This is a genomic window from Actinomycetospora aeridis, assembly GCF_037400275.1.
Taxonomy (GTDB): domain Bacteria; phylum Actinomycetota; class Actinomycetes; order Mycobacteriales; family Pseudonocardiaceae; genus Actinomycetospora; species Actinomycetospora aeridis.
This window is the reverse complement of sequence record NZ_JBBEGL010000003.1, coordinates 115,559-138,408: the sequence shown is the minus strand read 5'-3', so window position 1 is coordinate 138,408 and position 22,850 is coordinate 115,559. Positions and strand designations below refer to the sequence as shown.

The 22,850-nt window shown below is 75.3% G+C and carries 26 protein-coding genes and 1 pseudogene; 10 read left to right on the top strand and 17 right to left on the bottom strand.

Translation table 11 applies throughout. The features are described from left to right. Positions 1 to 252: 252 nt before the first annotated feature. From WCD41_RS11225 to ruvC, 8 genes are all read right to left on the bottom strand, one after another. Positions 253 to 804 carry an adenine phosphoribosyltransferase gene (locus WCD41_RS11225; protein WP_337713512.1) on the bottom strand — a complete coding sequence of 184 codons (552 nt, stop codon included), beginning with the start codon at positions 802 to 804 and terminating at the stop codon, positions 253 to 255. Beyond that, positions 801 to 2,207 carry a protein translocase subunit SecF gene (gene secF, locus WCD41_RS11220; protein WP_373695115.1) on the bottom strand — a complete coding sequence of 469 codons (1,407 nt, stop codon included), beginning with the start codon at positions 2,205 to 2,207 and terminating at the stop codon, positions 801 to 803. The genes WCD41_RS11225 and secF overlap by 4 nt, the downstream gene beginning before the upstream one ends. Next, the gene (secD, locus tag WCD41_RS11215; RefSeq protein WP_337713511.1) at positions 2,204 to 4,012 is read right to left on the bottom strand and encodes a protein translocase subunit SecD; all 1,809 of its coding nucleotides are present in this window, start codon (positions 4,010 to 4,012) and stop codon (positions 2,204 to 2,206) included. The genes secF and secD overlap by 4 nt, the downstream gene beginning before the upstream one ends. Before the next feature lie 103 nt (positions 4,013 to 4,115). Continuing rightward, positions 4,116 to 4,577, bottom strand: a complete 462-nt coding sequence (gene yajC / locus WCD41_RS11210) for a preprotein translocase subunit YajC (RefSeq protein ID WP_337713510.1) — start codon at positions 4,575 to 4,577, stop codon at positions 4,116 to 4,118. Between the two features lie 69 nt (positions 4,578 to 4,646). Beyond that, the gene (gene ruvB, locus WCD41_RS11205; RefSeq protein ID WP_337714198.1) at positions 4,647 to 5,696 is read right to left on the bottom strand and encodes a Holliday junction branch migration DNA helicase RuvB; all 1,050 of its coding nucleotides are present in this window, start codon (positions 5,694 to 5,696) and stop codon (positions 4,647 to 4,649) included. Positions 5,697 to 5,707: 11 nt separating this feature from the next. After that, positions 5,708 to 6,325, bottom strand: coding sequence for a Holliday junction branch migration protein RuvA (ruvA, locus tag WCD41_RS11200; protein WP_337713509.1), 618 nt, complete (start codon positions 6,323 to 6,325; stop codon positions 5,708 to 5,710). Positions 6,326 to 6,368: 43 nt separating this feature from the next. Continuing rightward, on the bottom strand, positions 6,369 to 7,154 hold the full coding sequence (locus WCD41_RS11195; RefSeq protein ID WP_337713508.1) for an alpha/beta fold hydrolase: 786 nt from the start codon (positions 7,152 to 7,154) through the stop codon (positions 6,369 to 6,371). Between the two features lie 71 nt (positions 7,155 to 7,225). Next, the gene (ruvC, locus tag WCD41_RS11190) at positions 7,226 to 7,852 is read right to left on the bottom strand and encodes a crossover junction endodeoxyribonuclease RuvC (protein WP_337713507.1); all 627 of its coding nucleotides are present in this window, start codon (positions 7,850 to 7,852) and stop codon (positions 7,226 to 7,228) included. Positions 7,853 to 8,007: 155 nt separating this feature from the next. On the opposite strand from ruvC, the gene WCD41_RS11185 reads away from it, so the two are divergent. From WCD41_RS11185 to WCD41_RS11175, 3 genes and pseudogenes are all read left to right on the top strand, one after another. Next, positions 8,008 to 8,472, top strand: a complete 465-nt coding sequence (locus WCD41_RS11185) for a nuclear transport factor 2 family protein (protein WP_337713506.1) — start codon at positions 8,008 to 8,010, stop codon at positions 8,470 to 8,472. 10 nt (positions 8,473 to 8,482) lie between these two features. Further along, positions 8,483 to 9,268 (top strand): annotated as a pseudogene (locus tag WCD41_RS11180) (mandelate racemase/muconate lactonizing enzyme family protein); the annotation flags it as partial. Continuing rightward, positions 9,160 to 9,603: an enolase C-terminal domain-like protein gene (locus tag WCD41_RS11175; protein ID WP_337714197.1), complete on the top strand. Its 444-nt coding sequence runs from the start codon at positions 9,160 to 9,162 to the stop codon at positions 9,601 to 9,603. The pseudogene WCD41_RS11180 and the gene WCD41_RS11175, both read left to right, overlap by 109 nt. A gap of 1 nt (position 9,604) precedes the next feature. On the opposite strand, the gene WCD41_RS11170 is transcribed toward WCD41_RS11175, so the two are convergent. Then, the gene (locus WCD41_RS11170) at positions 9,605 to 10,225 is read right to left on the bottom strand and encodes an alpha-ketoglutarate-dependent dioxygenase AlkB (RefSeq protein ID WP_337713505.1); all 621 of its coding nucleotides are present in this window, start codon (positions 10,223 to 10,225) and stop codon (positions 9,605 to 9,607) included. Between the two features lie 38 nt (positions 10,226 to 10,263). On the opposite strand from WCD41_RS11170, the gene WCD41_RS11165 reads away from it, so the two are divergent. Continuing rightward, entirely contained in the window at positions 10,264 to 10,530 is a 267-nt protein-coding gene (locus tag WCD41_RS11165; protein ID WP_337713504.1) for an acylphosphatase, read from the top strand. After that, positions 10,527 to 11,615: a winged helix DNA-binding domain-containing protein gene (locus tag WCD41_RS11160; RefSeq protein ID WP_337713503.1), complete on the top strand. Its 1,089-nt coding sequence runs from the start codon at positions 10,527 to 10,529 to the stop codon at positions 11,613 to 11,615. The genes WCD41_RS11165 and WCD41_RS11160 overlap by 4 nt, the downstream gene beginning before the upstream one ends. On the opposite strand, the gene WCD41_RS11155 is transcribed toward WCD41_RS11160, so the two are convergent. From WCD41_RS11155 to WCD41_RS11145, 3 genes are read right to left on the bottom strand one after another with little or no spacing between them, the layout of a single operon-like run. Then, positions 11,599 to 12,627 carry an endonuclease/exonuclease/phosphatase family protein gene (locus tag WCD41_RS11155; RefSeq protein ID WP_337713502.1) on the bottom strand — a complete coding sequence of 343 codons (1,029 nt, stop codon included), beginning with the start codon at positions 12,625 to 12,627 and terminating at the stop codon, positions 11,599 to 11,601. The two genes, WCD41_RS11160 and WCD41_RS11155, sit on opposite strands and share 17 nt — an antisense overlap. Then, positions 12,624 to 13,115: a GNAT family N-acetyltransferase gene (locus WCD41_RS11150; protein ID WP_337713501.1), complete on the bottom strand. Its 492-nt coding sequence runs from the start codon at positions 13,113 to 13,115 to the stop codon at positions 12,624 to 12,626. Before WCD41_RS11150 ends, WCD41_RS11155 begins: the two co-directional genes overlap by 4 nt. Positions 13,116 to 13,117: 2 nt before the next feature. Beyond that, the gene (locus tag WCD41_RS11145; protein ID WP_337713500.1) at positions 13,118 to 13,879 is read right to left on the bottom strand and encodes a YebC/PmpR family DNA-binding transcriptional regulator; all 762 of its coding nucleotides are present in this window, start codon (positions 13,877 to 13,879) and stop codon (positions 13,118 to 13,120) included. A gap of 200 nt (positions 13,880 to 14,079) precedes the next feature. Here WCD41_RS11145 and WCD41_RS11140 point away from each other — a divergent pair, with 200 nt between their 5' ends. The 3 genes from WCD41_RS11140 (at position 14,080) to WCD41_RS11130 (ending at position 16,578) form a co-directional block, all read left to right on the top strand. After that, a complete protein-coding gene (locus WCD41_RS11140; protein ID WP_337713499.1) occupies positions 14,080 to 14,574 on the top strand; it encodes a PaaI family thioesterase in 495 nt (164 codons plus the stop codon). 73 nt (positions 14,575 to 14,647) lie between these two features. Continuing rightward, positions 14,648 to 16,045, top strand: coding sequence for a PQQ-dependent sugar dehydrogenase (locus WCD41_RS11135; RefSeq protein WP_337713498.1), 1,398 nt, complete (start codon positions 14,648 to 14,650; stop codon positions 16,043 to 16,045). Positions 16,046 to 16,104: 59 nt separating this feature from the next. Then, positions 16,105 to 16,578 (top strand): SRPBCC family protein, encoded by a 474-nt coding sequence (locus WCD41_RS11130; RefSeq protein WP_337713497.1) that lies wholly within the window; start codon positions 16,105 to 16,107, stop codon positions 16,576 to 16,578. A gap of 3 nt (positions 16,579 to 16,581) precedes the next feature. Here WCD41_RS11130 and WCD41_RS11125 read toward each other — a convergent pair whose 3' ends face one another. The 3 genes from WCD41_RS11125 to WCD41_RS11115 are packed head-to-tail and all read right to left on the bottom strand — an operon-like array spanning position 16,582 to position 18,615. After that, positions 16,582 to 17,064 carry a winged helix-turn-helix transcriptional regulator gene (locus WCD41_RS11125; RefSeq protein WP_337713496.1) on the bottom strand — a complete coding sequence of 161 codons (483 nt, stop codon included), beginning with the start codon at positions 17,062 to 17,064 and terminating at the stop codon, positions 16,582 to 16,584. Further along, the gene (locus WCD41_RS11120; protein ID WP_337713495.1) at positions 17,061 to 18,104 is read right to left on the bottom strand and encodes an LLM class flavin-dependent oxidoreductase; all 1,044 of its coding nucleotides are present in this window, start codon (positions 18,102 to 18,104) and stop codon (positions 17,061 to 17,063) included. Before WCD41_RS11120 ends, WCD41_RS11125 begins: the two co-directional genes overlap by 4 nt. 1 nt (position 18,105) lies before the next feature. Beyond that, positions 18,106 to 18,615, bottom strand: coding sequence for an SRPBCC family protein (locus WCD41_RS11115; RefSeq protein WP_337713494.1), 510 nt, complete (start codon positions 18,613 to 18,615; stop codon positions 18,106 to 18,108). 116 nt (positions 18,616 to 18,731) lie between these two features. Between WCD41_RS11115 and WCD41_RS11110 the strand changes: the two genes are divergently transcribed. Both WCD41_RS11110 and WCD41_RS11105 read left to right on the top strand, forming a co-directional pair. Next, positions 18,732 to 19,082 carry a DUF1490 family protein gene (locus WCD41_RS11110; RefSeq protein ID WP_337713493.1) on the top strand — a complete coding sequence of 117 codons (351 nt, stop codon included), beginning with the start codon at positions 18,732 to 18,734 and terminating at the stop codon, positions 19,080 to 19,082. A 4-nt stretch (positions 19,083 to 19,086) separates the two neighbouring features. Further along, on the top strand, positions 19,087 to 21,237 hold the full coding sequence (locus WCD41_RS11105) for a heavy metal translocating P-type ATPase (protein WP_337713492.1): 2,151 nt from the start codon (positions 19,087 to 19,089) through the stop codon (positions 21,235 to 21,237). Between the two features lie 31 nt (positions 21,238 to 21,268). Here WCD41_RS11105 and pdxT read toward each other — a convergent pair whose 3' ends face one another. Together pdxT and WCD41_RS11095 are read right to left on the bottom strand one after the other, a co-directional pair. Continuing rightward, on the bottom strand, positions 21,269 to 21,886 hold the full coding sequence (pdxT, locus tag WCD41_RS11100) for a pyridoxal 5'-phosphate synthase glutaminase subunit PdxT (RefSeq protein ID WP_337713491.1): 618 nt from the start codon (positions 21,884 to 21,886) through the stop codon (positions 21,269 to 21,271). 120 nt (positions 21,887 to 22,006) lie between these two features. Continuing rightward, a complete protein-coding gene (locus tag WCD41_RS11095) occupies positions 22,007 to 22,801 on the bottom strand; it encodes an SDR family oxidoreductase (protein ID WP_373695132.1) in 795 nt (264 codons plus the stop codon). Positions 22,802 to 22,850 lie beyond the last annotated feature (49 nt).

Below are 22,850 nucleotides of genomic sequence, written 5' to 3'. Positions count from 1 at the left end.
CCCTGTCTGTCGCGGGGGTCCGTCGCGGGGGCCCGTCGTGCCCGGAATCCATCCAGCGTATCTCCGGGACGGCGAGGTGTCCGGGCGGCGGAGCCCCGGTCGGGCGATCGGTCGTCCCGGATCGGTACGCGTGGGTGACGGCGGGACGACACGGACGTGTCGGTCACCCCGTGCGACGGGCGGTCCGGCGGCCGTCGGCCACGGCGCGGGGAGCGGTCGAACGGTCCCGCCGTGCCGGCCCTGACGACCCGCTCAGCGGGTGAGCAGGGCGTGCACGGGGTGCTCCCCCAGCCGCGCGCGACCCTCCAGGGTGGGCAGCTCCAGCACCACCGACACCGCCGCCACCGCGGCGCCGGCGCCCTCGACCAGCGCGCACGCCGCGGCCGCGGTGCCGCCGGTGGCGAGCACGTCGTCGACGAGCAGCGCCCTCGCGCCGGGCCGGATCACGCCGGCGGGCAGCTCGAGCGTCGCCGAGCCGTACTCGAGGTCGTAGGACCGGCTCGCGGCCACCACCGGCAGCTTGCCCTGCTTGCGCACGGCGACGACCCCGAGGCCCAGCGAGTGCGCCACCGCGGCGCCGAGCAGGAAGCCCCGCGCCTCGATGCCGACGACGACGTCGGGGGGCTCGGCGGTGGCCGCCGCGAGCAGGCGCGTCGTCGCGGCCAGTCCCGGCCCGTCGGCGAGCATGGCGCTGAGGTCCCAGAACCGGATGCCCGGGGTCGGGAAGTCGGGCACGTCGCGCAGCAGGCCCGCGACCAGGTCCAGGTCGGCGGTGCCGTGCTGCGCGCTGTTGCGGGTGCTCACTTGCGGCGCTTGCCCGAGGGCCGGCCGGTCTTGCCCGCCGGACGGGAGCCCGGGCGGGCACCCGGTCGCGCACCCGGTCGCGGCGTCGTGCCGGACGCGGCGGTGATCCGCGCACGGCCGGCGCCGGCCGCAGCGACCTCGCGGGTGTCGAGGACGTCGGTGGACGGGCCCGACGCGTCGGGCTCGCCGCCCGCGCCGCCGGCGGTCGCGGCACGGCGGGCGGCCTTGGCCCGGCGGGCGGCGACCTTCTCGGCCTGCGCGGCCCAGCGCTTGTCGCGCATCGCGAGGTCCACCACGATCGGCGTCGCCAGCAGCACCGACGACGCCGCGCCGATGATCGTGCCCACGAGCTGCACGAGCGCGAGGTCGCCGAGCACGCCGACGCCGAGCAGCACCACGCCGACGACGAAGAGCCCGATCAGCGGCAGCGCCGCGATGAGCGAGGTGTTCAGCGAGCGCATCAGGGTCTGGTTGACCGCGAGGTTCGCCGCCTCGGCGTAGGTGCGGCGCGTGAGCCCGAGCAGGCCGCGGGTGTTCTCGCGGACCTTGTCGAACACGACCACCGTGTCGTAGAGCGAGAACCCGAGGATGGTCAGCAGGCCGATCACCGTCGCCGGCGAGACCTCGAAGCCGACCAGCGAGTACACACCCGCGGTGATGATGATGTCGTTCGCCAGCGCGACCAGGGCCGCGAACGCCATGCGTCTCTCGAAGTAGAACGAGAGATAGATGGTGACGAGCACGAGGAAGACCGCGAGCGCGACCAGCGCCTGCTGGGTGATCTCGCCGCCCCAGCTCGCGCTGACGGCGCTGTCGGAGATCGCGTTGATGTCCGGCGTGCCGCTGGTGCCGATCGGCTGGAACCGGTCGAACAACGCCTGCCGCAGCGCGATGACCTGCCCGATGTCGAGGCTCTCGGACCGGATGATGATCGTCGCCGTGGCGCCCTGACCGGCGCTCTGGATCGACGTCGCCGGGAACCCGAGCGCCCCGGCGTAGGCCTCCTCGACCTGGCCGGTCTGGATGACGCCGTTCGCGCCCGCCGCCGGCATCTGGACGCTCGTGCCGCCCTCGAAGTCGATGCCGAAGTTGAAGCCTCGGATGACCATGGACAGGATGCAGATGACCAGCGCGGCGCCGAAGACGGCGTACCAGGTCTTCGAGCGCCCGACGATGTCCAGCCCGCCGTTGCCGCGGTACAGCATGTCGAGGCGGCTGGGCTTCTTGCCGGGTCGCGCCGCGGTGTCCGGCCTGTCGTCGGCCGCCTCGTCGGCGTCGGCGGCCCGGTCGACGGCGTCGGGGTCGGTGCCGTCGTCGAGGAGGTCGTCCCGGTCCTCGACCATCTCGCCGATCGACTCCTCGACGTGGCGGCGGCCGCCGGGCCGCCCGGTGGAGCGGGTCATCGGTCACCTCCGCGGCCCGCGCGGGTGCGGGACGACGCCGACGACGACGCCGACGCGTCGGAACCCGTGCGGGTCCGCGTGCCGTCGCGCTCCGGGGTCCGGCCGCCCGGACGCGTCGTGGCCGACCCCGGCTTCGGCGCGTTGTGCACGACCTGGCCGAGCCCGGACCACGCGGGGCTCGCGAACAGCTTGGAGTTCGAGGCGAGGGACAGCAGGGGGTGCGTCACGAGGAAGACCACGATGAGGTCGAGGACGGTGGACATGCCCAGGGTGAAGGCGAAGCCCTTGACCTGGCCGACGGCGAGCACGTAGAGCACCACGGCCGCGAGGAAGCTGACGGCGTCGCCGGAGAGGATCGTGCGTCTGGCCCGTGTCCAGCCGCGGGGTACCGCCGAGCGGAAACTTCGTCCGTCGCGCACCTCGTCCTTGATGCGTTCGAAGAAGATCACGAACGAGTCGGCGGTGATGCCGATGGCGACGATGAACCCGGCGACGCCCGCGAGGTCGAGCGTGAAGCCGATCGCGCGTCCGAGGAGCACGAGCACGGCGTAGACGACGAGCCCGGACAGGATCAGCGAGAGGATCGTCAGCACGCCGAGGGCGCGGTAGTAGAACAGCGAGTAGACGAACACCAGGGCGAGCCCGACGATGCCCGCGATGAGCCCGGCCTGCAGGGACGCGAGGCCCAGCGTCGCCGAGACGGTCTGGGCCTCGGAGGTGTCGAACGACAGGGGCAGCGAGCCGTAGCGCAGGACGTTCGCGAAGTCGGTGGCCGACCCCTGGTTGAAGTTGCCCGAGATCTGGGCGTTGCCGTCGAGCAGCGGCTGCACGATCCGCAGCGCCGAGACGACCTGGGAGTCGAGCACGACGGCGTTCGAGTTGTTGACGTTCGCGCTGGTGTAGTCGGCCCAGGTGGTCGCGGCCTGGCCGCCCTTGAACGCGAGGTTGATGATCCAGCCGACGCCCTGCGGGTTGGGGTTCGGCGTCGCGCTCGAGACGTCGGTGCCCGAGAGGATCGCGGGGCCGAGCAGGTACTTCTCGGTGCCCTCGCGGTTGCAGGAGACCAGCGGTCGCGCCGGGTCGTCGTAGCCGCGCAGGGGGTCCTCGACGGCGCAGTTCAGCGCGAGCGCGGCCTGCTCCTGCACGGCCGGGTCCTCGCTCTGGCGCGTGGCCTTGGCCTCGGCGATCGCCTGGGCCTGGCGCGGGTCCTGCGAGGTGCCGCCCCCGGCTCCGCCGCCCGGCGGAGCGGGCACGGGGGGCGCCGGCTGGGCCGGGGCGGCGATCGGCGCGCTCTGGCCGGCCGGGGTCTGCCCCGGGGTGCCCGCGCCGGTCGCGCCGCCGGGGGTCCCCTGCTCAGCGGTGCCGCCCTCCGGCGGCGCCCCCGGCTGGCCGGGCTGCCCCGGCTGGCCGGGTTGCGGGCCCGCCGGGATCGGTCCCCCGAGCACCGGGCGGAAGTACAGCCGCGCCGTCTGCCCGAGCGAGCGCGCCTGGTCGCCCTCCTGGCCCGGCACCGTGATGACGAGGTTGCTGCCGTCCTGCACCACCTCGGCGCCGCTGACGCCGAGCCCGTTGACGCGCTGCTCGATGATCGTGCGCGCCAGGTTGAGCTGGTCGGGCGTCGGTGCCGCGCCGGTCTCGGTGCGCGCCGTCAGCGTCACCCGCGTGCCGCCCTGCAGGTCGATGCCGAGCTTCGGCGTCGGCGACCCGTCCCCGGTGAAGAACACCAACCCGTAGAGCGCGGCCACGATCACCAGGAAGGCGGCGAGGTAGCGCCCGGGCCGGAAGCGGACGGTCGGAGGGGCCACGCTGCGTTGCTCCAGGAGATCGGGTCGGTTCAGCCGGGGAGGGGCTCGTCGCGAGGGTAGGCGGCGGGCCCGGCGCTGCCCGCGCCGCCCCGTCCGGTGCCCGTCAGGAGGAGCGCGGCGAGGACACGTTGCCGGTGGTGTCCGCCTTGTTGTCCACCTTGGCGTCCGCGATGTCCTTGGTGTCCGTCGTGGGCGCGGCCGTCGTCGTGGTCGCGCTGTCCGCGGTGTCGACGACCGGGGTCGACTCGGTCGGCACCGACGACTCCGGCAGCGCGTCCTCGTCGACGACCTCGTCGGCCGCGACCTCCTCGGCCACGAGCTTCTCGCGGACCGCGGCGCGCAGCCAGGTGGTGACGACGTCGGGCGCGATCTCGAGGTCGATGGTGCGCTCGTCGTCGGTGTCGACGATCGTGCCGCTGATGCCGGAGGTCATGACGACCACGTCACCGACGTGCAGGCTGTTCTGCAGGTCCTTCTGCTGGTTCTCCTGCTTCTTGCGCTGACGGCTGGACATGAACACCAGCCCGATCATGAACAGGATGAGCAGGGGGAAGATCAGGTCCATCGTTCTCCGTCCAACGGGCGGGCGCGTCGGTCTCCGCACCCCGCACTGTCCGATTCCGAGTCTGCCAGCTCAGGTGAACAGGGTCCCCTGGCCCTGGTCCTCGTCCGGCCGGTCGGCGGGGGGTTCCTGCCCCAGATGGCGCCACGCCAGGGGTGTCGCGACGCGTCCACGCGGCGTACGGGCCAGCATCCCGGCCCGGACGAGGTAGGGCTCGCACACCTCCTCGACCGTGCCGGGCTCCTCGCCCACCGCCACGGCCAGCGTCGACACGCCCACCGGCCCGCCACCGAACGAGCGCACCAGGGAGGCGAGCACGGCGCGGTCGAGCCGGTCGAGGCCGAGCTCGTCGACGTCGTAGACCGCCAGCGCGGCCCGGGCGACGTCGCGGGTGACGGCGCCGTCGGCGCGGACCTCCGCGTAGTCGCGCACGCGACGCAGCAGGCGGTTGGCGATGCGCGGCGTGCCCCGCGAGCGCCGCGCGATCTCGCGGCCGCCGTCGGGGCGCAGGTCGACGCCGAGGATCCGGGCGCTGCGGGCCACGACGTGCTCGAGGTCCGCCGGCTCGTAGAACTCCATGTGGCCGGTGAAGCCGAAGCGGTCGCGCAGCGGCCCCGTCAGCGAGCCCGCCCGCGTCGTGGCACCCACCAGCGTGAACGGGGCGACGTCGAGCGGGATCGACGTCGCCCCGGGCCCCTTGCCGACGACGACGTCGACCCGGAAGTCCTCCATCGCGAGGTAGAGCATCTCCTCGGCGGGACGGGCCATGCGGTGGATCTCGTCGATGAACAGCACGTCGCCCTCGAGCAGGTTCGACAGCATCGCCGCGAGGTCGCCCGCACGCTCGAGCGCGGGTCCCGAGGTGATGCGCACGGCGCTGCCCAGCTCGGTGCCGATGATCATCGCGAGGCTCGTCTTGCCCAGCCCCGGCGGGCCCGAGAGCAGCACGTGGTCCGGCGGGCTGCCGCGGCGCAGGGCGCCCTGGAGCACGAGGTCGAGCTGCTCGCGCACCCGGGGCTGGCCGATGAACTCCGCGAGCCGGGCCGGCCGCAGGCGGTTCTCGACGTCGGACTCGCCGTCCTCGGCCGTGGCGTCGAGAGCACGCTGGAGGCTCTCCTCCAGCTCGTTCTCGCTCACCGCGACGGCCCGAGTCTGGTGAGCGCCGCGCGCAGCACCGTCGACGAGTCGGCCGCGCCGCCGTCCTCACTGCCGCCGAGGACCTCGTCGACCGCCTTCTCGGCGGGCTTGGCGGCGAAGCCGAGCCCGACGAGCGCCTCGACCACCTGGTCGCGCAGCGTTCCGGCGACCACCGGCGAGGCCGGGAGGTCGTCGCCGCCGTCGGCCGGCGAGGGCGGCGCCACCTTGTCGCGCAGCTCGATGATCAGCCGCTCGGCCCCCTTGCGCCCGATGCCGGGCACGCTGGTCAGCGTCGTGATGTTGCCGTCGGCCAGCGCGTGGCTCAGCGCCGCCGGGTCGAGCACGGCCAGCGCGGCCAGCGCGAGCCGCGGGCCCACCCCCGAGACCGTCTGCAGCAGCAGGAACAGCTCGCGCTCCGCGGCGTCGGCGAACCCGAAGAGGGTCAGCGAGTCCTCCCGGACCACCAGCGCGGTGTCGAGCCGCGCGGGCTGGCCCCGGCGCAGGCGCGCGAGCGTGGACGGCGTGGCCTGCACCGCGAGGCCGATCCCGCCGACCTCGACCACCGCGTGGTCCAGCCCGACCGCGAGGACCTCCCCGCGCACCGACGAGATCACGGCACGATCCTCCTGGCTGGTGTGGCGAACACGCGTTCGAAGGCTACCGGCCACCCCCGACGGCGTCGGGGACCGGCGCGCCCCCGTCGGGTGTCAGGAACTCCGCCAGGACGGGAGCGAGCACCGCGGGGGTGACGATGTGCACCTGGCCGGGCAGCGTGCGGTGCTCGGCCCCCGGCACGGCCGCCGCGAACGCCGCCACCGCCCGGCGCACCCACGCCGGGCTGTGCTCCCCGTCGAGGGCGAGCAGCGGCAACTCCAGGCCCGCGAAGCGTCCGACGGGCAGCGGCTCCCCCACCACGAGCGCGGCGTCGTGGGGCAGTGACGCCGCGTGGGCGACCGTGCCCGCCCAGAACGGGGTGCGGCGTAGGCGCTCGACGGGTGCGGGTGCGGCCGCCGGGAACCCGTCGAGGAACGCGGCCGCCGCGGCGTCGGGGTCGCCCGCGCGCAGGGCCGCCATCGTCGCGGCGACGAGGTCGCGGCGCGGGCCGGGGTCGTCACCGGGGAGGCGCCACGGTGGCTCGTGGGCGACCACGCGGCTCGCCGGCACGCCCCGCAGCACCGCCTCGAGCACGAGCACGGCCCCGGCGGAGTGGGCGTAGTGGGCGGGGGCGCCGCCGGTGCCGGCGACGACCGCCGCGAGGTCGGCGACCTCCGCGGCCACGAGCTCCGTGCCGTCGGGTCCGAGCGGGTCGCGCCCGGGGTCGGGCGCTCCCCCGCTGTCGCCGCGACCCCGACGGTCCCAGGTGGTGACGGCGAAGCGGTCGGCCAGGGCCTCGGCGAGCAGGCGGACGCTCGCGCGGCCCTGCAGCGCTCCGGTCGTGAGCACGAGCGGCGGCCCCTGTCCGACGGTCTCGACCGCGAGGCTCGTGCCGTCGGCGGAGGTGACGACCGTGGTGCTCAGCGGCCGGCCTTCGGTGTGGCGGCCTTCGGTGTGGCGGCCTGCTGGGTCGCGGCCTTCTGGGTCGCGGCCCTCTGCGCGGCCTTGAGACGTGCGCGATGGCGCATGGTGGCCTCGGCGGCGCGGGCCTCGGCCTCGGCCATGCGCGCGATCATCGGCGCGCGCCAGCAGTGGCAGACGGCGAGCGCCAGGGCGTCGGCGGCGTCGGCGGGACGCGGGGCAGTGTCGAGCGCCAGCACGCGCGTGACCATGGCCGTCACCTGCTCCTTGCCCGCCCGCCCGGAGCCGGTGACCGCCGCCTTGACCTCGCTGGGCGTGTGGAACGCGACGGGCAGCCCGGCGCGCCCGGCCACGAGGGCGACGACCCCGCCGACCTGGGCCGTGCCCATCACCGTGCGGACGTTGTGCTGGGCGAACACCCGCTCGACGGCCACGACGTCCGGGCGGTGCTCCGCGATCCAGGCCTCGACGGCGTCGGCCACGGCACCGAGCCGCGCGGCCACCTCGTCGTCCGGCGGGGTGCGCACGACGTCGACGGCGACAGCGCGCACGGCCCGCCCGCCGCTGCCCTCGACCACGCCGAGGCCGCAGCGCGTCAGCCCGGGGTCGACGCCCAGCACCCGCATGGGTCGGGACGCTACGCGGCGGCGGGCGTCGGTCCCGCTCTTGTCCCCGGTGCCGGTGTGTCGCCCGGTGATCAGGGGCGACGTGGCGCACCCCTCGCCGACCACCGAGGTGACCGACGTGCCCGTGATCTCCTCGGCGCGGCATGCTGACCGTCATGACCACCCCCGAGGAGCCTCGCCCGCCGTTCCCGCCGTTCGACGAGGAGTCGGCGCGGGCGAAGGTGCTCGCCGCCGAGAACGCGTGGAACACCCGCGACCCGGAGAAGGTGGCGCTCGCGTACACGCTGGACACGGTGTGGCGGAACCGGGACGAGTGGGTCACCGGCCGCGAGCAGGTCGTCGAGTTCCTGACCCGCAAGTGGGAGCGCGAGCGCGACTACGTGCTGCGCAAGTCGCTGTGGACCTTCGGCGGGCACCGCATCGCCGTCCGCTTCCAGTACGAGTGCCGCGACGCCGCCGGGCAGTGGTGGCGCAGCTACGGCAACGAGAACTGGGAGTTCGCCGACAACGGGCTGATGGCACGGCGCGAGGCGAGCATCAACGACATGCGCATCGCCGCGGAGGAGCGCCGGCTCCAGGGGCCGCGCGCGGACGGGGACACGAGCGACATCCCGCTGTGAGGCCGGAGCTGTGAAGATCACGCGCATCGCCCTGTACGCCGTCGACCTTCCCTACGCCGGCGGGACCTACCACCTCTCGGGCGGCCGGACCTACACGTCGTTCGACGCCTCCGTCGTGCGGATCAGCTGCGACGACGGCACCGAGGGCTGGGGCGAGAGCACCCCGTTCGGGTCGACGTACGTCGCCGCGCACCCGGTCGGGACCCGCGCGGCGATCGGACTGCTCGCGCCCGCCCTGCTCGGCCTCGACCCCCGGCGCACCGAGCGCGTCGGCGACGTCATGGACCGCACCCTCACCGGTCACCACGACGCCCGCACCGCGCTCGACGTGGCCTGCTGGGACGCGTTCGGGACGTCGGTCGGCCTCCCCGTCTGCGATCTCCTCGGGGGCTCGACCGGCGTGCCCATGGCGCCGACGTCCTCGATCGGCGCCGAGGACCCCGAGACGATGCGCGCCCACGTCGCCGAGTACCGGGCCCGGGGCTACCGCGCCCACTCGGTCAAGATCGGCGCGCTCGACGCCGAGGGCGGCCCGGCGCTGGACGCCGAGCGGATCGTCGCGAGCCTCGCCGACCGCCGGCCGGGCGAGTACTTCCTCGTCGACGCCAACGGCGGTCTCCTGCCCGAGGCCGCCCTGCGGATGATCGCGCTGCTGCCGCCCGGCCTCGACCTCGCCCTCGAGGCCCCGTGCGCGACCTGGCGCGAGACCCTCGCGCTGCGCGCCCGCTGCCCGTACCCCCTCGTCCTCGACGAGCTCGCCCAGACCGACGGCGATCTCGCCGCCCTCGTCGCCGGCGACGTCGCCGACGGATCAACCTCAAGATCTCCAAGGCCGGCGGCCTCATCCCGGGGCGACGCCACCGCGACCTCGCCCGCGCCGCCGGCCTCACGGTCAGCGTCCAGGACACCGTCGGCTCGTCGCTCTCCTACGCCGCGATCCTGCACCTCGGCGCCACCGTGCCCCCGCGCTCGCTGCGCGGCGTGCTGAACGCCGAGGAGATGGTGACCCGCCGGATCGCGGCGCTCGACACCGTCGTCACCACCGACGGCGTGCTGCCCGGCCGCTCCCCCGGGCTCGGCGCGACCGTCGACGTGGAGGCACTGGGCGAGCCCGTGGCCGTCTGGGAGTGATCTAGGGACGAGGCCCCGGGTCGTCGTGCCGGAACGTGACGCTGACCCGCGGGCCCGCGCCGGGCCACTTGGGCACCGTGTGCTGCCACTCGTGCTGGCACCGGCCGCCCATGACCAGCAGGTCGCCCCCCGCCACCGTCAGCCGTCGCGACGTCCCGCCCCCGAGCGGCCGCAGCCCGAAGCGCCGCGGCGCCCCCAGCGACACGATCGCGACGACCGGCGACTCGTGGGTGAAGCGGACGCGGTCGCCGTGCCAGGCCACCGAGTCGTCCCCGTGGCGGTAGTAGTTGGCGCCCACCCGGTCGAACCGGACGCCGTAGCGCTCGGTGAGCACCGCGGCGACGGCGGGCATGGGGTCCGGCGCCTCCTCGATGCGCCACCCGCACGTCAGCCGCGGCTCCATCACGTCCTGGTCGTACATCCGGCGCCGGCGCTGGTCCCACGGCGCGGACGCGACGATCGCGTCGAACCACGCGTCCGCGCCCGTGATCCAGGCGGGGGCCAGGTCGACCCACGAACGATCGTCGAGGACGATGCGGCGCGGGGCGACGGCCGGATCCACCCCGGGGTCCTCGGCGGTCTCGCCCCCACCGAACAGCGAGGGCGTCCAGGCTGTCGTCATCGGCATCAGTAGAACACATGTTCGAACGGAGGGCGAGCGTGCAGAGCAAGCACATCGTCGTGCACGGACGCGTCCAGGGCGTCTTCTTCCGGGCGAGCGCCGAGGACGAGGCCACCCGCCTCGGCGTCGGCGGCTGGGTGCGCAACCGCGACGACGGCACCGTGGAGATGGTCGTCGAGGGCGAGGACGACGCCGTCGAGCGGATGCTCACGTGGGCGCGCGAGGGCTCGCCGCAGGCCTGGGTCAGCGGCGTGGACGTCACCGACACCGAGCCGGCGGGGCACCGCTCCTTCGAGCAGGCGTGAAGCTCGCCCCGGCGGAGGTCCGGCGCTTCCGCCTGCGCCGCCAGTTCGTCGCCGAGCACGACGGCAGCGACCCCGTCGCCGTCGCCCGCCGCCTGCTCGGCGTCCAGGCCCAGGTGCCCTCGGCCGCGGCGCAGGCCGTCGCCGTCCGCACCCCGGCGGGCACCGCCGACGACGGCACCGTCGACGCCGCGCTCGCCGCGGGCACGCTGGTCCGGACCTGGGCCGCGCGGGGCACGCTGCACCTGCTCGACGCCGACCAGGCACCCTCGCTGCTCGCCCTGCTCGCGGCCGCCCGGTCGTGGGACAAGGGCTCGTGGCAGAAGGAGTTCGCCACCGCCGCGCAGATGACCGCGCTCGAGGCGGCCGTGGTCGAGGTCCTGGCCGGCGACGCCGTCCTCACCCGCGAGGAGCTCACCGCCGCGCTCGTGGCGCACAGCGGCGAGGAGGGCCTCGCCGAGGCCATCACGTCGGGGTGGGGCACCGTGCTCAAGCCGCTCGCCTGGCAGGGCCTGATCTGCCACGGACCACCGGCGGGCGGCCGGGTGACGTTCACCCGACCCCCCTGGCCCGGCCTGCCCGACCCCGACGAGGCCGCCCGCAGCGTCGTCCCCGCGTTCCTCGCCGCCCACGGCCCGGCGACGCCGACGGCGTTCGACGCGTGGCTGCTGCGCGGCATGACGCCGAAGGCGCGGCTGCGGCGCTGGTTCGCCGAGCTCGTCGACGACGGGACGCTCACCGAGGTCACGGTGGACGGCGAGACGCGCCACGCCCGCACCGAGGACCTCGACGACCTCGCGTCGGCCGGCCCGATCGGTGTCCGGCTCCTCGGCCCCTTCGACCCCTACGTCCTCGGCGCCGGCACCGCCGACCCCGACCTCGTGCCCCCCGCGCACCGCAAGGAGGTCAGCCGCGCCGCGGGATGGATCGCCCCGGTCGTCGTCGACGACGGGCGGGTGGTCGGAACATGGAGCGCCGACGACGACCGCCTCGCCGTGACCCCATTCGACGGGCCGGTGGCGATGCCCGACGCCGAGCGGGAGGTCTGGAGCCGCGTGCTGTCGCGGCCGCTCACGCTCCCGGGCTGACGCGCGCCCGCCCGTCGCGCACCAGCAGCGTCACCACCAGGCCGGCGTGGTCGGTGCCGGGGAGCTCGCGGACGGCGAGGTCGCTCGGCGCGATCGGCCCGGACACCAGCACGTGGTCGATCGCCGCGAACGGGGGCAGCGTCGCGTCGGTCGGCCACGTGCCCCGGAGGCCCGCGCCGAGCGACGCGGCCGCGTCGCTCCACATCCCGTCCAGCAGCGTGCGCAGCGGACGGTGGTCGAGCGTCGCGTTGAGGTCACCGATCACGAGCCGCGGCGGCCCCTCCATCGGCGCGGGTGCGGGCAGGTCCTCGATCTCCCGCGCCCAGCCGTCGGCGTCCTGGCGGAACACCGGCGCGGCGGGGTGGGTGACGACGACGTCGACGGGCCCGCTCGGCGCCAGCACCCTCGCGGTGACCTGGGAGAACACGCCCTCGCGCAGCGTCAGTCCCGACGGGGCGAGCGGGTGGCGCGCGAGCAGGGCCGTGCCGCCCGCCCCGTCGCGCGCCCGCGACACCACGTACGGCAGCTCGCCGGTCAGGCCCGCCGCGGCGAGCGCGCGCTCGGCCTCCGGGGTCAGTTCCTGCAGCCCCAGGACGTCCACCCGCTGCTCGCGGACCAGTCCCACCACCGCCTCCGGCTTCGCCCGCCCGAACTGCAGGTTCACCGTGGCCACGGTGACCGGCGTGACGGAGGGACCCGGCTCGACCACCGGATCGCCGTCGTCGGTCGCCCGCGGCAGGACCACGGCGACGAGGACCAGCGCCGCGATCAGCGCCACGACCCCCGCCGCGCGCCGGCGCAGCAGGAACGCCGCCACCGCGACGACCACGGCCACCGCGGCGACGACCGGCGTGACGGCCAGCAGCGCGAACGCGACCGGGGAGCCCACCGGCGCCCACCACCAGAACGGCACCCAGGCGGCGACGACGGCCGCCGGGACCGCGACGAGGACGCCGGCCAGGCGGGACACGATCGTCACCGCCTCGGACCTGCGCGAGGTCACGGCGGTCACCGGGCGAGACGCTCGAGACGGAGCAGGTCCACACCGGCGCTGTCGACCAGGTGCCCGGTCTCCTCGTAGCCCGCGCGCCGGTAGAGCCGGAGGTTCTCGTCGCTGCGGGCACCGGTGACGAGCCAGCTCACGTCGCCCGGCGCGAGCTCGGCGTGGGCGCGCTCCATGAGCGCCCGGCCGATGCCGTGGCCCTGGGCGTCCGGGGCCACCGAGTAGCGGGCGAGCTCGAGGCACCCCGACCCGGTGCCCAGCCCGCCGCCGCGCAGCCGCACCGACCCGACGAGGCGCTCGCCCGCCCAGGCGCCGAAGGCACGGATGTCGGGGCGCCCGAGGTCGGCCGCGAGCTCGGCGACCGACTCGCGCAGCGGCGGGATCTCGGTGGTGCCGTAGCGGCGCGCCTCGGCGAGGTACGCCGCGTACTGCACCGTCAGCGCCTCACCGGCGTCGGCCGCCGTGAGGGCGGCGACGACGCACGGCGGGGCGGTCACCGTCAGCCGACCTCGGCCATGACCTCGTCGGAGGCGTCGAAGTTCGAGTAGACGTTCTGCACGTCGTCGGAGTCCTCGAGCGCGTCGATGATCCGCAGGACCTTCCGCGCCCCGTCGGCGTCGACCTCGACGTTCATCGACGGCACGAAGGAGACCTCGGAGGAGTCGTAGTCGAACCCCGCCTCCTGGAGGGCCTTGCGCACCTCGACGAGGTCGGACGGGTCGGTGAGGACCTCGAAGCTCTCGCCGTAGTCGTTGACCTCCTCGGCGCCTGCCTCAAGCACCGCGAGCAGCAGGTCGTCCTCGGAGAGCTCGCCGCCGCCCTGGGCCTTGGGGACGATGAGGACGCCCTTGCGGGTGAACAGGTAGGCCACCGAGCCGGGGTCGGCCATGGCGCCGCCGTTGCGGTTCATGGCCGTGCGGACCTCGCCCGCGGCGCGGTTCTTGTTGTCGGTGAGGCACTCGACGAGCACGGCGACACCGCCCGGGGCGTAGCCCTCGTAGGTGATGGCCTGGTAGTCGGCCCCGCCCGCCTCGGCGCCCGAGCCGCGCTTGACCGCGCGGTCGATGTTGTCGTTGGGGACCGATGTCTTCTTGGCCTTCTGGATGGCGTCGTAGAGCGTCGGGTTCGCGGCCGGGTCGCCCCCGCCGGTGCGCGCCGCGACCTCGATGTTCTTGATCAGCTTGGCGAACATCTTGCCGCGCTTGGCATCGATCGCGGCCTTCTTGTGCTTGGTGGTCGCCCACTTGGAGTGGCCGCTCATCGTCTCCCGCCCTTCGTCTCGCCGGTGCCTCGCGGTCGTCACCCCGCGGCGCCGCTCCCGGGAGGCCCCCGGCCGGCACTGGCGACACCGATCGCGGCTCGCGCCGCGCACACTTCCGGCGCTCCAGTCTACCGACGCCCACCCGGCCCGGGCCGGAGCGGTACGGTGCCGACACCGCTGAGTTGTGATTCGATACCCAGATGGACGTCACGACGCGCGAGCGCACCCACACCTGGTCCGATCCGCGGGCGCTGGCCGAGGCCGCCGCCGGGCAGGACGGGCTCGCCTTCCTGCAGGCCATGGCCGACGGCACGCTCCCGCCGCCGCCGATCATGACGCTGGTCGGGGCGGGCGTGGCCTCGGTGGAGCCCGGGCGGGTCGTGTTCACCGTCGAGCCCGCCGAGTACCACTACAACCCGATCGGCTCGGTGCACGGCGGGATCTACGCGACGCTGCTCGACTCCGCGGCCGGGTGCGCCGTGCACAGCACGCTGCCCGCCGGCGTCGCCTACACGAGCCTCGACCTCAACGTGAAGTTCCTGCGCAGGCTCACCGCCGACTCGGGGACCAGCCGCGCCACCGGGTACGTCGTGCACTCCGGGCGCAGCACGGCCCTGGCCCGCGCCGAGCTCGTCGACGGGCAGGGCCGTCTCGTCGCCGAGGCGACCTCGAGCTGCCTGATCCTGCGCGGCTGAGCGCCCCCGGCGGCGGCACCCGGCGGCGTGTGGTGGGCTCGACCCGCCGGGCCGTCGAGGACGAAGGATGGACATGGCTCGCTCTCTGGTGGCCGTGATGACCGCCGCCCTGGTCGCGCTGGTCGCCGCCTGCGGCTCCGCCGCGCCCGACCCCGCCCCGCCCGCCGGTCCCCCGGACCCGGCCCGCACCGCCTCGGCCGGCCCCGTCGGCGAGGCCGAGCCCGCGCCCGCGGGCGCCGCCACCGCGGCCCTGGTGCCCACGCCCGTCGCCGTCCCGCCCGGGCTGGGCGCCGAGCCGTTCGACGTCGCCCGCCAGGCCCTCGTGCCCGCCGGCTGGACGATGTCGGTGTGGGCGCGGGTGCCCGGCGCCCGCATGGCCGCGTTCGCCCCCGACGGCGCGCTGCTCGTCTCCCGCCCGGGTGCGGGCGAGATCGTGCGCCTGGTGGCGGGCCCGGGCGGCACGCGGTCCACGACCCTGGTCGCCGACCTCACCCAGCCCCACGGACTGTGGTTCTCCGGCGCGACGCTCTACGTCGCCGAGAGCAACGCCGTGCGCTCCTACCCCTACCGCACCGGCACCCTCGGTGCCCCGACGACCGTCGTCGACGACCTGCCCGACGCGCGCAGCCCCGAGCTGGGCGGCGCCTACGCGCACGCGCTCAAGAGCGTGGCGGTCGGGCCGGACGGTGCGGTCTACCTCTCGGTCGGGTCGACGGGCAACGTCTCGCCGCAGGACCGCGAGTCGACCCCGCAGCGTGCCGCGATCCTGCGCGTCCCGCCCGGCGGCGGGCCCGCGGAGCCGTACGCGCGGGGCGTCCGCAACGGCACGGGCCTCGCGATCGCCCCGGACGGCGCGGTGTGGACCGCGGTGAACAACCGCGACAACATCCCCTTCCCCTACGACCGGCCCTACGGTGAGGACGACGGGTCCGCGCGTGGCCGGGTCATCCCCGACTACGTCGACGACCACCCCCCGGAGGAGCTCGCGCGGCTCTACCCCGGCCGCGACGTGGGCTGGCCCTACTGCAACCCCGACCCCGACGTGCAGCCCGGCGTGCCCGGCAGCGCGCTGGACCCGTCCGACGTCCCCTTCGTCGCCGACGCCGAGACCAACCCCGACGGGCGCGCGCTGGACTGCGCGACGCTCACGCCGGTCGAGCAGACGATGGGCGCGCACTCCGCCCCGCTGGGCCTCGCGTTCGGCACGCTGCCCGCGCCGTACGGGCAGGGCGCGCTGGTCGGCGTCCACGGCTCGTGGAACCGGCAGACGCCCCGCGCGCCCGAGGTGTCGTTCTACCCGTGGCGCAACGGCGGCCTGGAGGGCCAGCGCACCCTCGTCGGCGGCTTCCAGGGGCCGGACGGCTCGCGGTGGGGGCGTCCCGTCGCGGCCGTGCCGGGCCCGGACGGGGCCGTCTACATCACCGACGACGGGGCGGACGCGGTCTACCGGCTGGCGCCGCCGGGACGCTGACGCCCGCGCCGGTCGTGCCCAACCGTTTGCCCGGCGGACGTGACGGGCACGACACCACCATGAGTGACCAGATCACCGTGACCCGCACCGTCGACGCCAAGCCCGAGCAGCTGTTCACGCTGCTCGCCACGCCCGGGCGTCACCACGAGTTCGACGGCGCGGGCATGCTCAAGGGTGTCGACGGCAACGCGACGGTCAGCGGTGTCGGCGACCAGTTCGTGATGAACATGCACAACGACGCGCTGGGCGACTACCAGATGCTCAACACCGTCACGGCCTACGAGCAGGGCCGCGAGATCGCCTGGGCGCCGCAGCTGCACCCCCTCGACGGCTACACCGACAAGCTCGGCGACGTCACCGCCAAGGGCCACGTCTGGACCTGGAAGCTCGAGCCCTCGGGCAACGGCACCGAGGTCACCCAGGTCTACGACTGGAGCGGGGTGCAGGACGACCAGTTCCGGGGCTTCTTCCCGATGATCACCGAGGACCAGATGACGCAGACGATCGACAAGGTCGCCGACGCGGCGCAGTAGTCGTCACGCCGGGGGCGCGGAGCTGCGCGCCCCCGGCCCCGGCGTGCTCCGCATCCGATCCTCCGGACCGAGCCGGTGACCGGCGGCGCACTCCGCCACCATCGTCACGCGCTCCCCGCAGCCCGCGTGGCGCACCTCCACCGGCGGCCCGTCGCCCCGGTGCCGGTCGCCGTACTCCATGAGCGCCATCAGCACGCCCCGCAGGTCCAGGCCGGCCTCGGTCAGGCGGTACTCGCGCCGGGTCCGGCGCCCCGGCTCCCGGTACTCGACCGTCTCCACCAGCCCCGCGTCCCCCAGCACCGCGAGCCGGCGGGTCAGCACCGTGCGCGCGATGCCGAGGTGGGCGACGAGGTCGTCGAAGCGGTGGACGCCGTGCAGCAGGTCGCGCACCACGAGCACCGTCCACGGCTCGCCGAGCACGGTCATCGTGCGCGCGATCGAGCAGGCGCCGCTGTCGATGTCGCGCCAGCGCAGCGGCGTCGTCATCGCGAGACCTCCCGCACCATCTCGATCCCCCGCGCCAACGTGTCGAGCCGCTGCCCGAGGTCCGCGCCCGCCGGGTAGAGCCGCACCGTCGTGACACCGGCGTCGCGCCACACGCCGAGCCGCTCGCGCACCCCGTCCTCGGTCCCGATCAGGGTGGTCGCGGCGACCATCGCCCGCGGCACCGCCGCCGCCGCGTCGTCGCGCCGGCCCGCGAGCCACAGCGCCCGGACCTCGGCGGCGACGTCGCTCCAGCCCTGGCGGGCGTAGGCGTCGTGGTAGAAGTTCCGGCTCGCCGAGCCCATGCCGCCGAGGCTGAACGCCAGCCCGGGGCGGCGGTCGTCGAGCATCGCGGCGAGCTGCTCCTCGTCGTCGGCGAAGGCGATCTCGGCGCCCTGGCAGAGGTCGAGGTCGGCGAGGGCGCGACCGGCCGCGGCGGCCCCCTCGGCCAGTGGGTCGAGCGAGGTCGCGGCGCCCTCGGGGACGAAGCTCGTGCCGAGCCACCCGTCGGCGACCTCGCCGGTGAGGCGCAGCATCCTCGGCGACAGGGTGGCGAGGTAGATCGGGACCCGCTGCTCGGCCGACACCGACACCCGCATCGGGCGCGCCTCGCCGCCGGGCAGCGGGAGGGTGACGTGGCGGCCGTCGAAGGTGACCTTCTCCCCCGCCATCACCCGGCGCACGACCTCGACGGTCTCGCGCATCCGGCCGAGCGGGTGGGCGAACGGCACGCCGTGCAGGCCCTCGAGCACCTGGGGCCCGGAGCTGCCGAGCCCGAGCAGGAAGCGCCCCTGCGACATCGTCTGCAGGGTCAGCGCGGTCTGGGCGATCAGCGCGGGCGAGCGGGTACCGACTTGCACCACGCCCGCGCCGAGCAACATCCGCTCGGTGCGCGCGGCGAGGAACCCCAGCGGGGACGGGGCGTCGGAGCCCCAGGCCTCGGCCACCCAGCACACGTCGAGCCCGAGCCGCTCGGCCTCGACGACGAAGTCGACCGTCTCGGGCCAGGCGCCGGAGGCCTCGATCGTGGTGGCGGTCCTCACCTCACGCCTCCGCGCGCTCCTTGATCCCGGCGAGCGTGCGCTCGATGCTCGCCTGCCACTCGCGCAGGCGTCCGGCCACGATGCGCTCCTCCTTGTCCGGCATCGTGTCGATGACCTTGTTCAGGTTCGACGGGCCGGGGCCCATCCGCGCCCACTGCCGCAGCTCGGTGCCGCCCTCGACGGGCGTGAGCGTGAAGAGCCAGGTCGCCGTCGGGTTCGCGGTGTCCATCACGGCCCACGAGAAGCGGCGCTCCTCGTCACACTCGATCACCGTCGAGACCGTCTCCCAGTCGCCGGCCTGCGGGTGGGAGTTGCGGCCGCGGAAGCGGTGCCCGACCGCGGGCGCGTCCCCGTCGGCCGGCCCCTCGGGCGACGGGAGCCACTGCGCCTCCTGCAGCTCCTCGGAGGTGTCGGCGACGACCTCGATGTCCCTGACCAGCGGCCACACCCGCGCGGGCGGCGCCGCGATGTGGACCTCGGCCTCGACGGTGGGGCAGTCGGCGTAGCGCACGGGGCGGTCTCCTCGGCGTCGTGGGACGGCACGACGAGGGTAGACCCGGCTGGGTACGTCCGCGATATCCAGCGATCACCCACGCTCCACCCATGCACTCACGCGCATGACCTGCCATGACGTCCGCGGTCGGCGCGGCTAGCGTGCGCCGCGAGATCGTCTCGAGGGAGCAGGTGGGCATGACGGTGTGGGCCGGACTGGCGGCACGGGCGGCGGGCACGATCGCGACCGGGGTGGTGGGCGTCGCCGTCGTCGAGGGAGTCCGGAAGCTCGCCACCGGACCCCGCCTGCACGAGGCCGCGGTGGCGGTGACGACGGCGGGGCTGCGGGGTGCGCGGGCGGCCGAGACGGGCGCGGAGCGCGTGCGCCTCTCGGCGGGCGACATCGTGGCGGAGGCCCGCGGCCGCCTCGGCGAGGAGGCGCCCGCCCCGGGGGCCGGGGCGGCCGGGCACGACCACGAGCACTGAGCCGGTGTCACCCACCGTCGTCTCCGACGCCGCCGGGCGCGTCCGTTTCGCGACGCCCTGGCTGCGCGACCGGCCCGCCCTGGCTGTGGCGGTCGAGGACGCGCTCGACGCGGTCGCCGGTGTCCGGCAGGCCCACGCGCATCCCCGCAGCGGCGCGGTCGTGGTCTGGTACGACGCGGCCTCCGACGCGCGGGCGGCCCTGCCGTCGGTGATCACGGGCGTCACCGACCCCGGCGCCCCGGCCCGCCGCGCCCCGCGCTCGGCGGACGTCGGCAACGGCGACCTGCTGCGCATGGGCCTCGGCGCCCTGGCCCTGCTGCTGCTCGGGGGGCGGCGCTACGTCCTGCGCCGGCCCCCGGTGCTCGGCCCGACGAGCCGGCTCGCCGCCACCGTCGTCACGATCGTCACCGGCTACCCCTTCCTGCGCGGGGCCCTGCGCTCGCTCACCGGCGGGCGCGGCGCGGGTACCGACGCGCTCGTCTCCGCGGCGACGATCGCCTCGCTGGCGCTGCGGGAGAACGTCGTCGCGCTGACGGTGCTGTGGCTGCTCAACATCGGCGAGTACCTCCAGGACCTGACGCTGCGCCGCAGCCGGCGCGCCATCTCCGACCTGCTCTCGGGGTCACGCACGCGGATCTGGGTGCGCGCGGACGACGCGACCGGGTCCTCGGTCGAGGTCGAGGTGGACATCGCCCGCCTCGAGGTCGGCGACGAGGTCGTCGTGCACGAGCAGGTCGTGCTGCCCGTCGACGGGGTCGTGGTCGAGTCCTCCGGCGGCGGGGCCGTGGTGGACCAGGCGGCGATCACCGGCGAGAACCTCCCCGTGCAGGTCGAGGCGGGCGCGCGGCTGCCGGCGGGCTCGGTGCTGTTGCGCGGGCGGATCGTGGTGCGCGCCGAGCGCGTCGGCACCGAGACCGCGCTCGGGCGCATCGTCGAGCGCGTCGAGTCCGCACAGGCCGACCGGGCGCCGATCCAGACCGTCGGCGAGGCCTTCTCGCGGCGCTTCGTCCCGGCGTCGTTCGCGCTGTCGCTGGCCACGCTCGTCGTCACCCGTGACGTGCGGCGGGCGATGACGATGCTGCTGGTGGCGTGCCCGTGCGCGGTGGGTCTCGCGACGCCGACGGCGATCAGCGCGGCCATCGGGAACGGGGCGCGCCGCGGGATCCTCGTCAAGGGCGGCTCGCACCTCGAGGCGGCGGGCCGCGTCGATGCGGTCGTGTTCGACAAGACGGGCACGCTGACCGTCGGGCGGCCGGTGGTGACGAACGTCGTGTCCTTCGACGACGACGTCGCCCCCGAGCAGGTGCTGGCGCTCGCCGCGAGCTCGGAGATCCACTCGCGGCACCCGCTGGCCCAGGCGGTGATCCGCTCCACCGAGGAGCGGCGCATCGAGATCCCGCCGCACGAGGAGTGCGAGGTGCTGCTGGGCCAGGGCATGCGGGTCCAGGCCGACGGCCGCACCCTGCTGCTGGGATCGCGCGAGCTGCTCCGCGCGCAGAAGGTGACGATCCCGCGCGCGGCGCACGGCTGGGTGCGCCGGCTGCGGCGCGCGGCGGAGACGCCGCTGCTGCTGGCGGTGGACGGCGAGCTGACCGGACTGATCAGCCTGCGCGACACGGTCCGCCCGGAGGCCGCCGAGGTGCTCGCGGCGCTGCGGGCCGACGGCGTCGAGCGGATCGTCATGCTCACCGGCGACCACCCCGAGACCGCCGCCGCCGTGGCCGCGGAGCTCGGCGTCGACGAGTGGCGCGCACAGGTCCTGCCCGAGGACAAGCAGGACGTGGTGCGCGCGCTGCAGGCGGCGGGGCACACGGTGGCCGTGGTCGGCGACGGCACCAACGACGCCCCGGCCCTGGCGCTCGCCGACATCGGGATCGCGATGGGCGTCGGCGGCACCGACGTCGCCGTCGAGACCGCGGACGTGGCCCTGGCCGGCGACGACCTCGCGCGCCTGCTCGACCTGCGCGACCTCGGGCGGCACGCGATCGCGCTGGTGCGGCAGAACTACGGGATGTCGATCGCGGTGAACGCGGTCGGGCTGCTGGTGTCGGCCGGGGGCGCGCTGTCACCGGTGGTGGCGGCGATCCTGCACAACGCGTCGTCCGTCGCCGTCGTCGCCAACTCCTCCCGCCTCATCCGCCACCGGCTCACCTGAGCACGCCCACGGCGACGGCCCCGCGGAGAGCTCACGTGGGGGCGGCCTCGCGCACGCGACGCAGGAACAGGTCGTGCAGGCGGGCGTCGCCGGTCTGCTCGGGGTGGAACGCCGTGGCGATCACCGGGCCCTGGCGCACGGCGACGACCTTGCCCGACGCCGGGCCCCGCACCGAGCCCGGGACGCGGGCGAGCACCTCGACGCCCCGGCCCGTCGACTCCACCCACGGCGCGCGGATGAACACCGCCCGCACGGGCCCGCCACCGACGCCGGTCACCGCGAGGTCGGTCTCGAACGACTGCACCTGGCGCCCGAAGGCGTTGCGGCGCACGGTGATGTCGAGCGCGCCGAGCTGGTGCTGGTCGGGGCGGGCGTCGACGGCCTCGCGGGCCAGCAGGATCATCCCGGCGCAGGAGCCGAACGCCGGCATCCCCGCCCGCAGGCGCTCGCGCAGCGGCTCGAGCAGCTCGAACGCCTCGAGCAGCTTCGACAGCGTCGTCGACTCCCCGCCCGGCAGCACCAGCCCCGCGACCTCCGCCAGCTCCGACGGGCGCCGCACGGGGCGGGCGTCGGCGCCGCAGGCGCGCAGGGCGTCGAGGTGCTCGGGGACGTTGCCCTGGAGGGCCAGGACGCCGACGGGGGTGCTCACGCCTCCAGTCTAGGAACGGTTCAGCCCTCGGATCGTCAGCGCGGCAGGACCGTGCGCAGCACCCGCCGGGTCGCCCACGTCACCGCGTGGCTCCCGGCGCGCGCAGCGGGAGCCGGCCGGTCACAGGATCGGGGTCCCGCCGGTCACCGCGATCCGCGCACCCGAGACGTAGCTCGCCTCGTCGGAGGCCAGCATCACGTAGACCGGAGCGAGCTCCGCGGGCTGGCCGGCCCGCCCGAGCGGGGTGTCCTTCCCGAAGCCCTCGACGTCCTGCGCCGGCATCGTCGCCGGAATCAGGGGCGTCCAGATCGGCCCGGGCGCGACGCTGTTCGCGCGGATGCCGCGCTCGCCGTACTTCCGCGCGAGGGCGGCGGTGAAGTTCGCGATCCCCGCCTTCGTCGCGTCGTAGGCGATGAGCCCGGGCGGCGGGTTGTCGGAGTTCACCGACGTCGTGTTGATGATCGAGGCGCCCGGGCCGAGGTGCGGCAGCGCCGCCTTCGTGACGTGGAACAGGGCGTCGAGGTTCACCGCGACCGTCCGGTCCCACTCCTCGTCCGGGACGTCCTCCAGCGTCGGGCGCACCATCTGGAACGCCGCGTTGTTCACCAGCACGTCGAGGCGTCCGAACGCCTCGACCGCCCGGGCGACGAGGTCGCGGCACGCCTGCGGGTCCGACAGGTCGCCGGGCACGCGGACCGCCGCGCGGCCGGCTTCCGTGACGAGTCGTTCGACCTCCTGCCCGTCCTCCTCCTCGGCCGGGAGGTGGCCGAACGCGACGTCGGCGCCCTCGCGGGCGAAGGCGATCGCGACCGCCCTGCCGATGCCGCTGTCGCCGCCCGTGATCAGCGCGACCTTGCCGGTCAGCCGCCCTGTGCCGCGGTAGGTGTCCTCGCCGCAGTCGGTGGGCGGGGCCATGAGGTGCTCGTGGCCGGGGTGCTCCTGCTGGTGGCCGCTCACCGCGGCT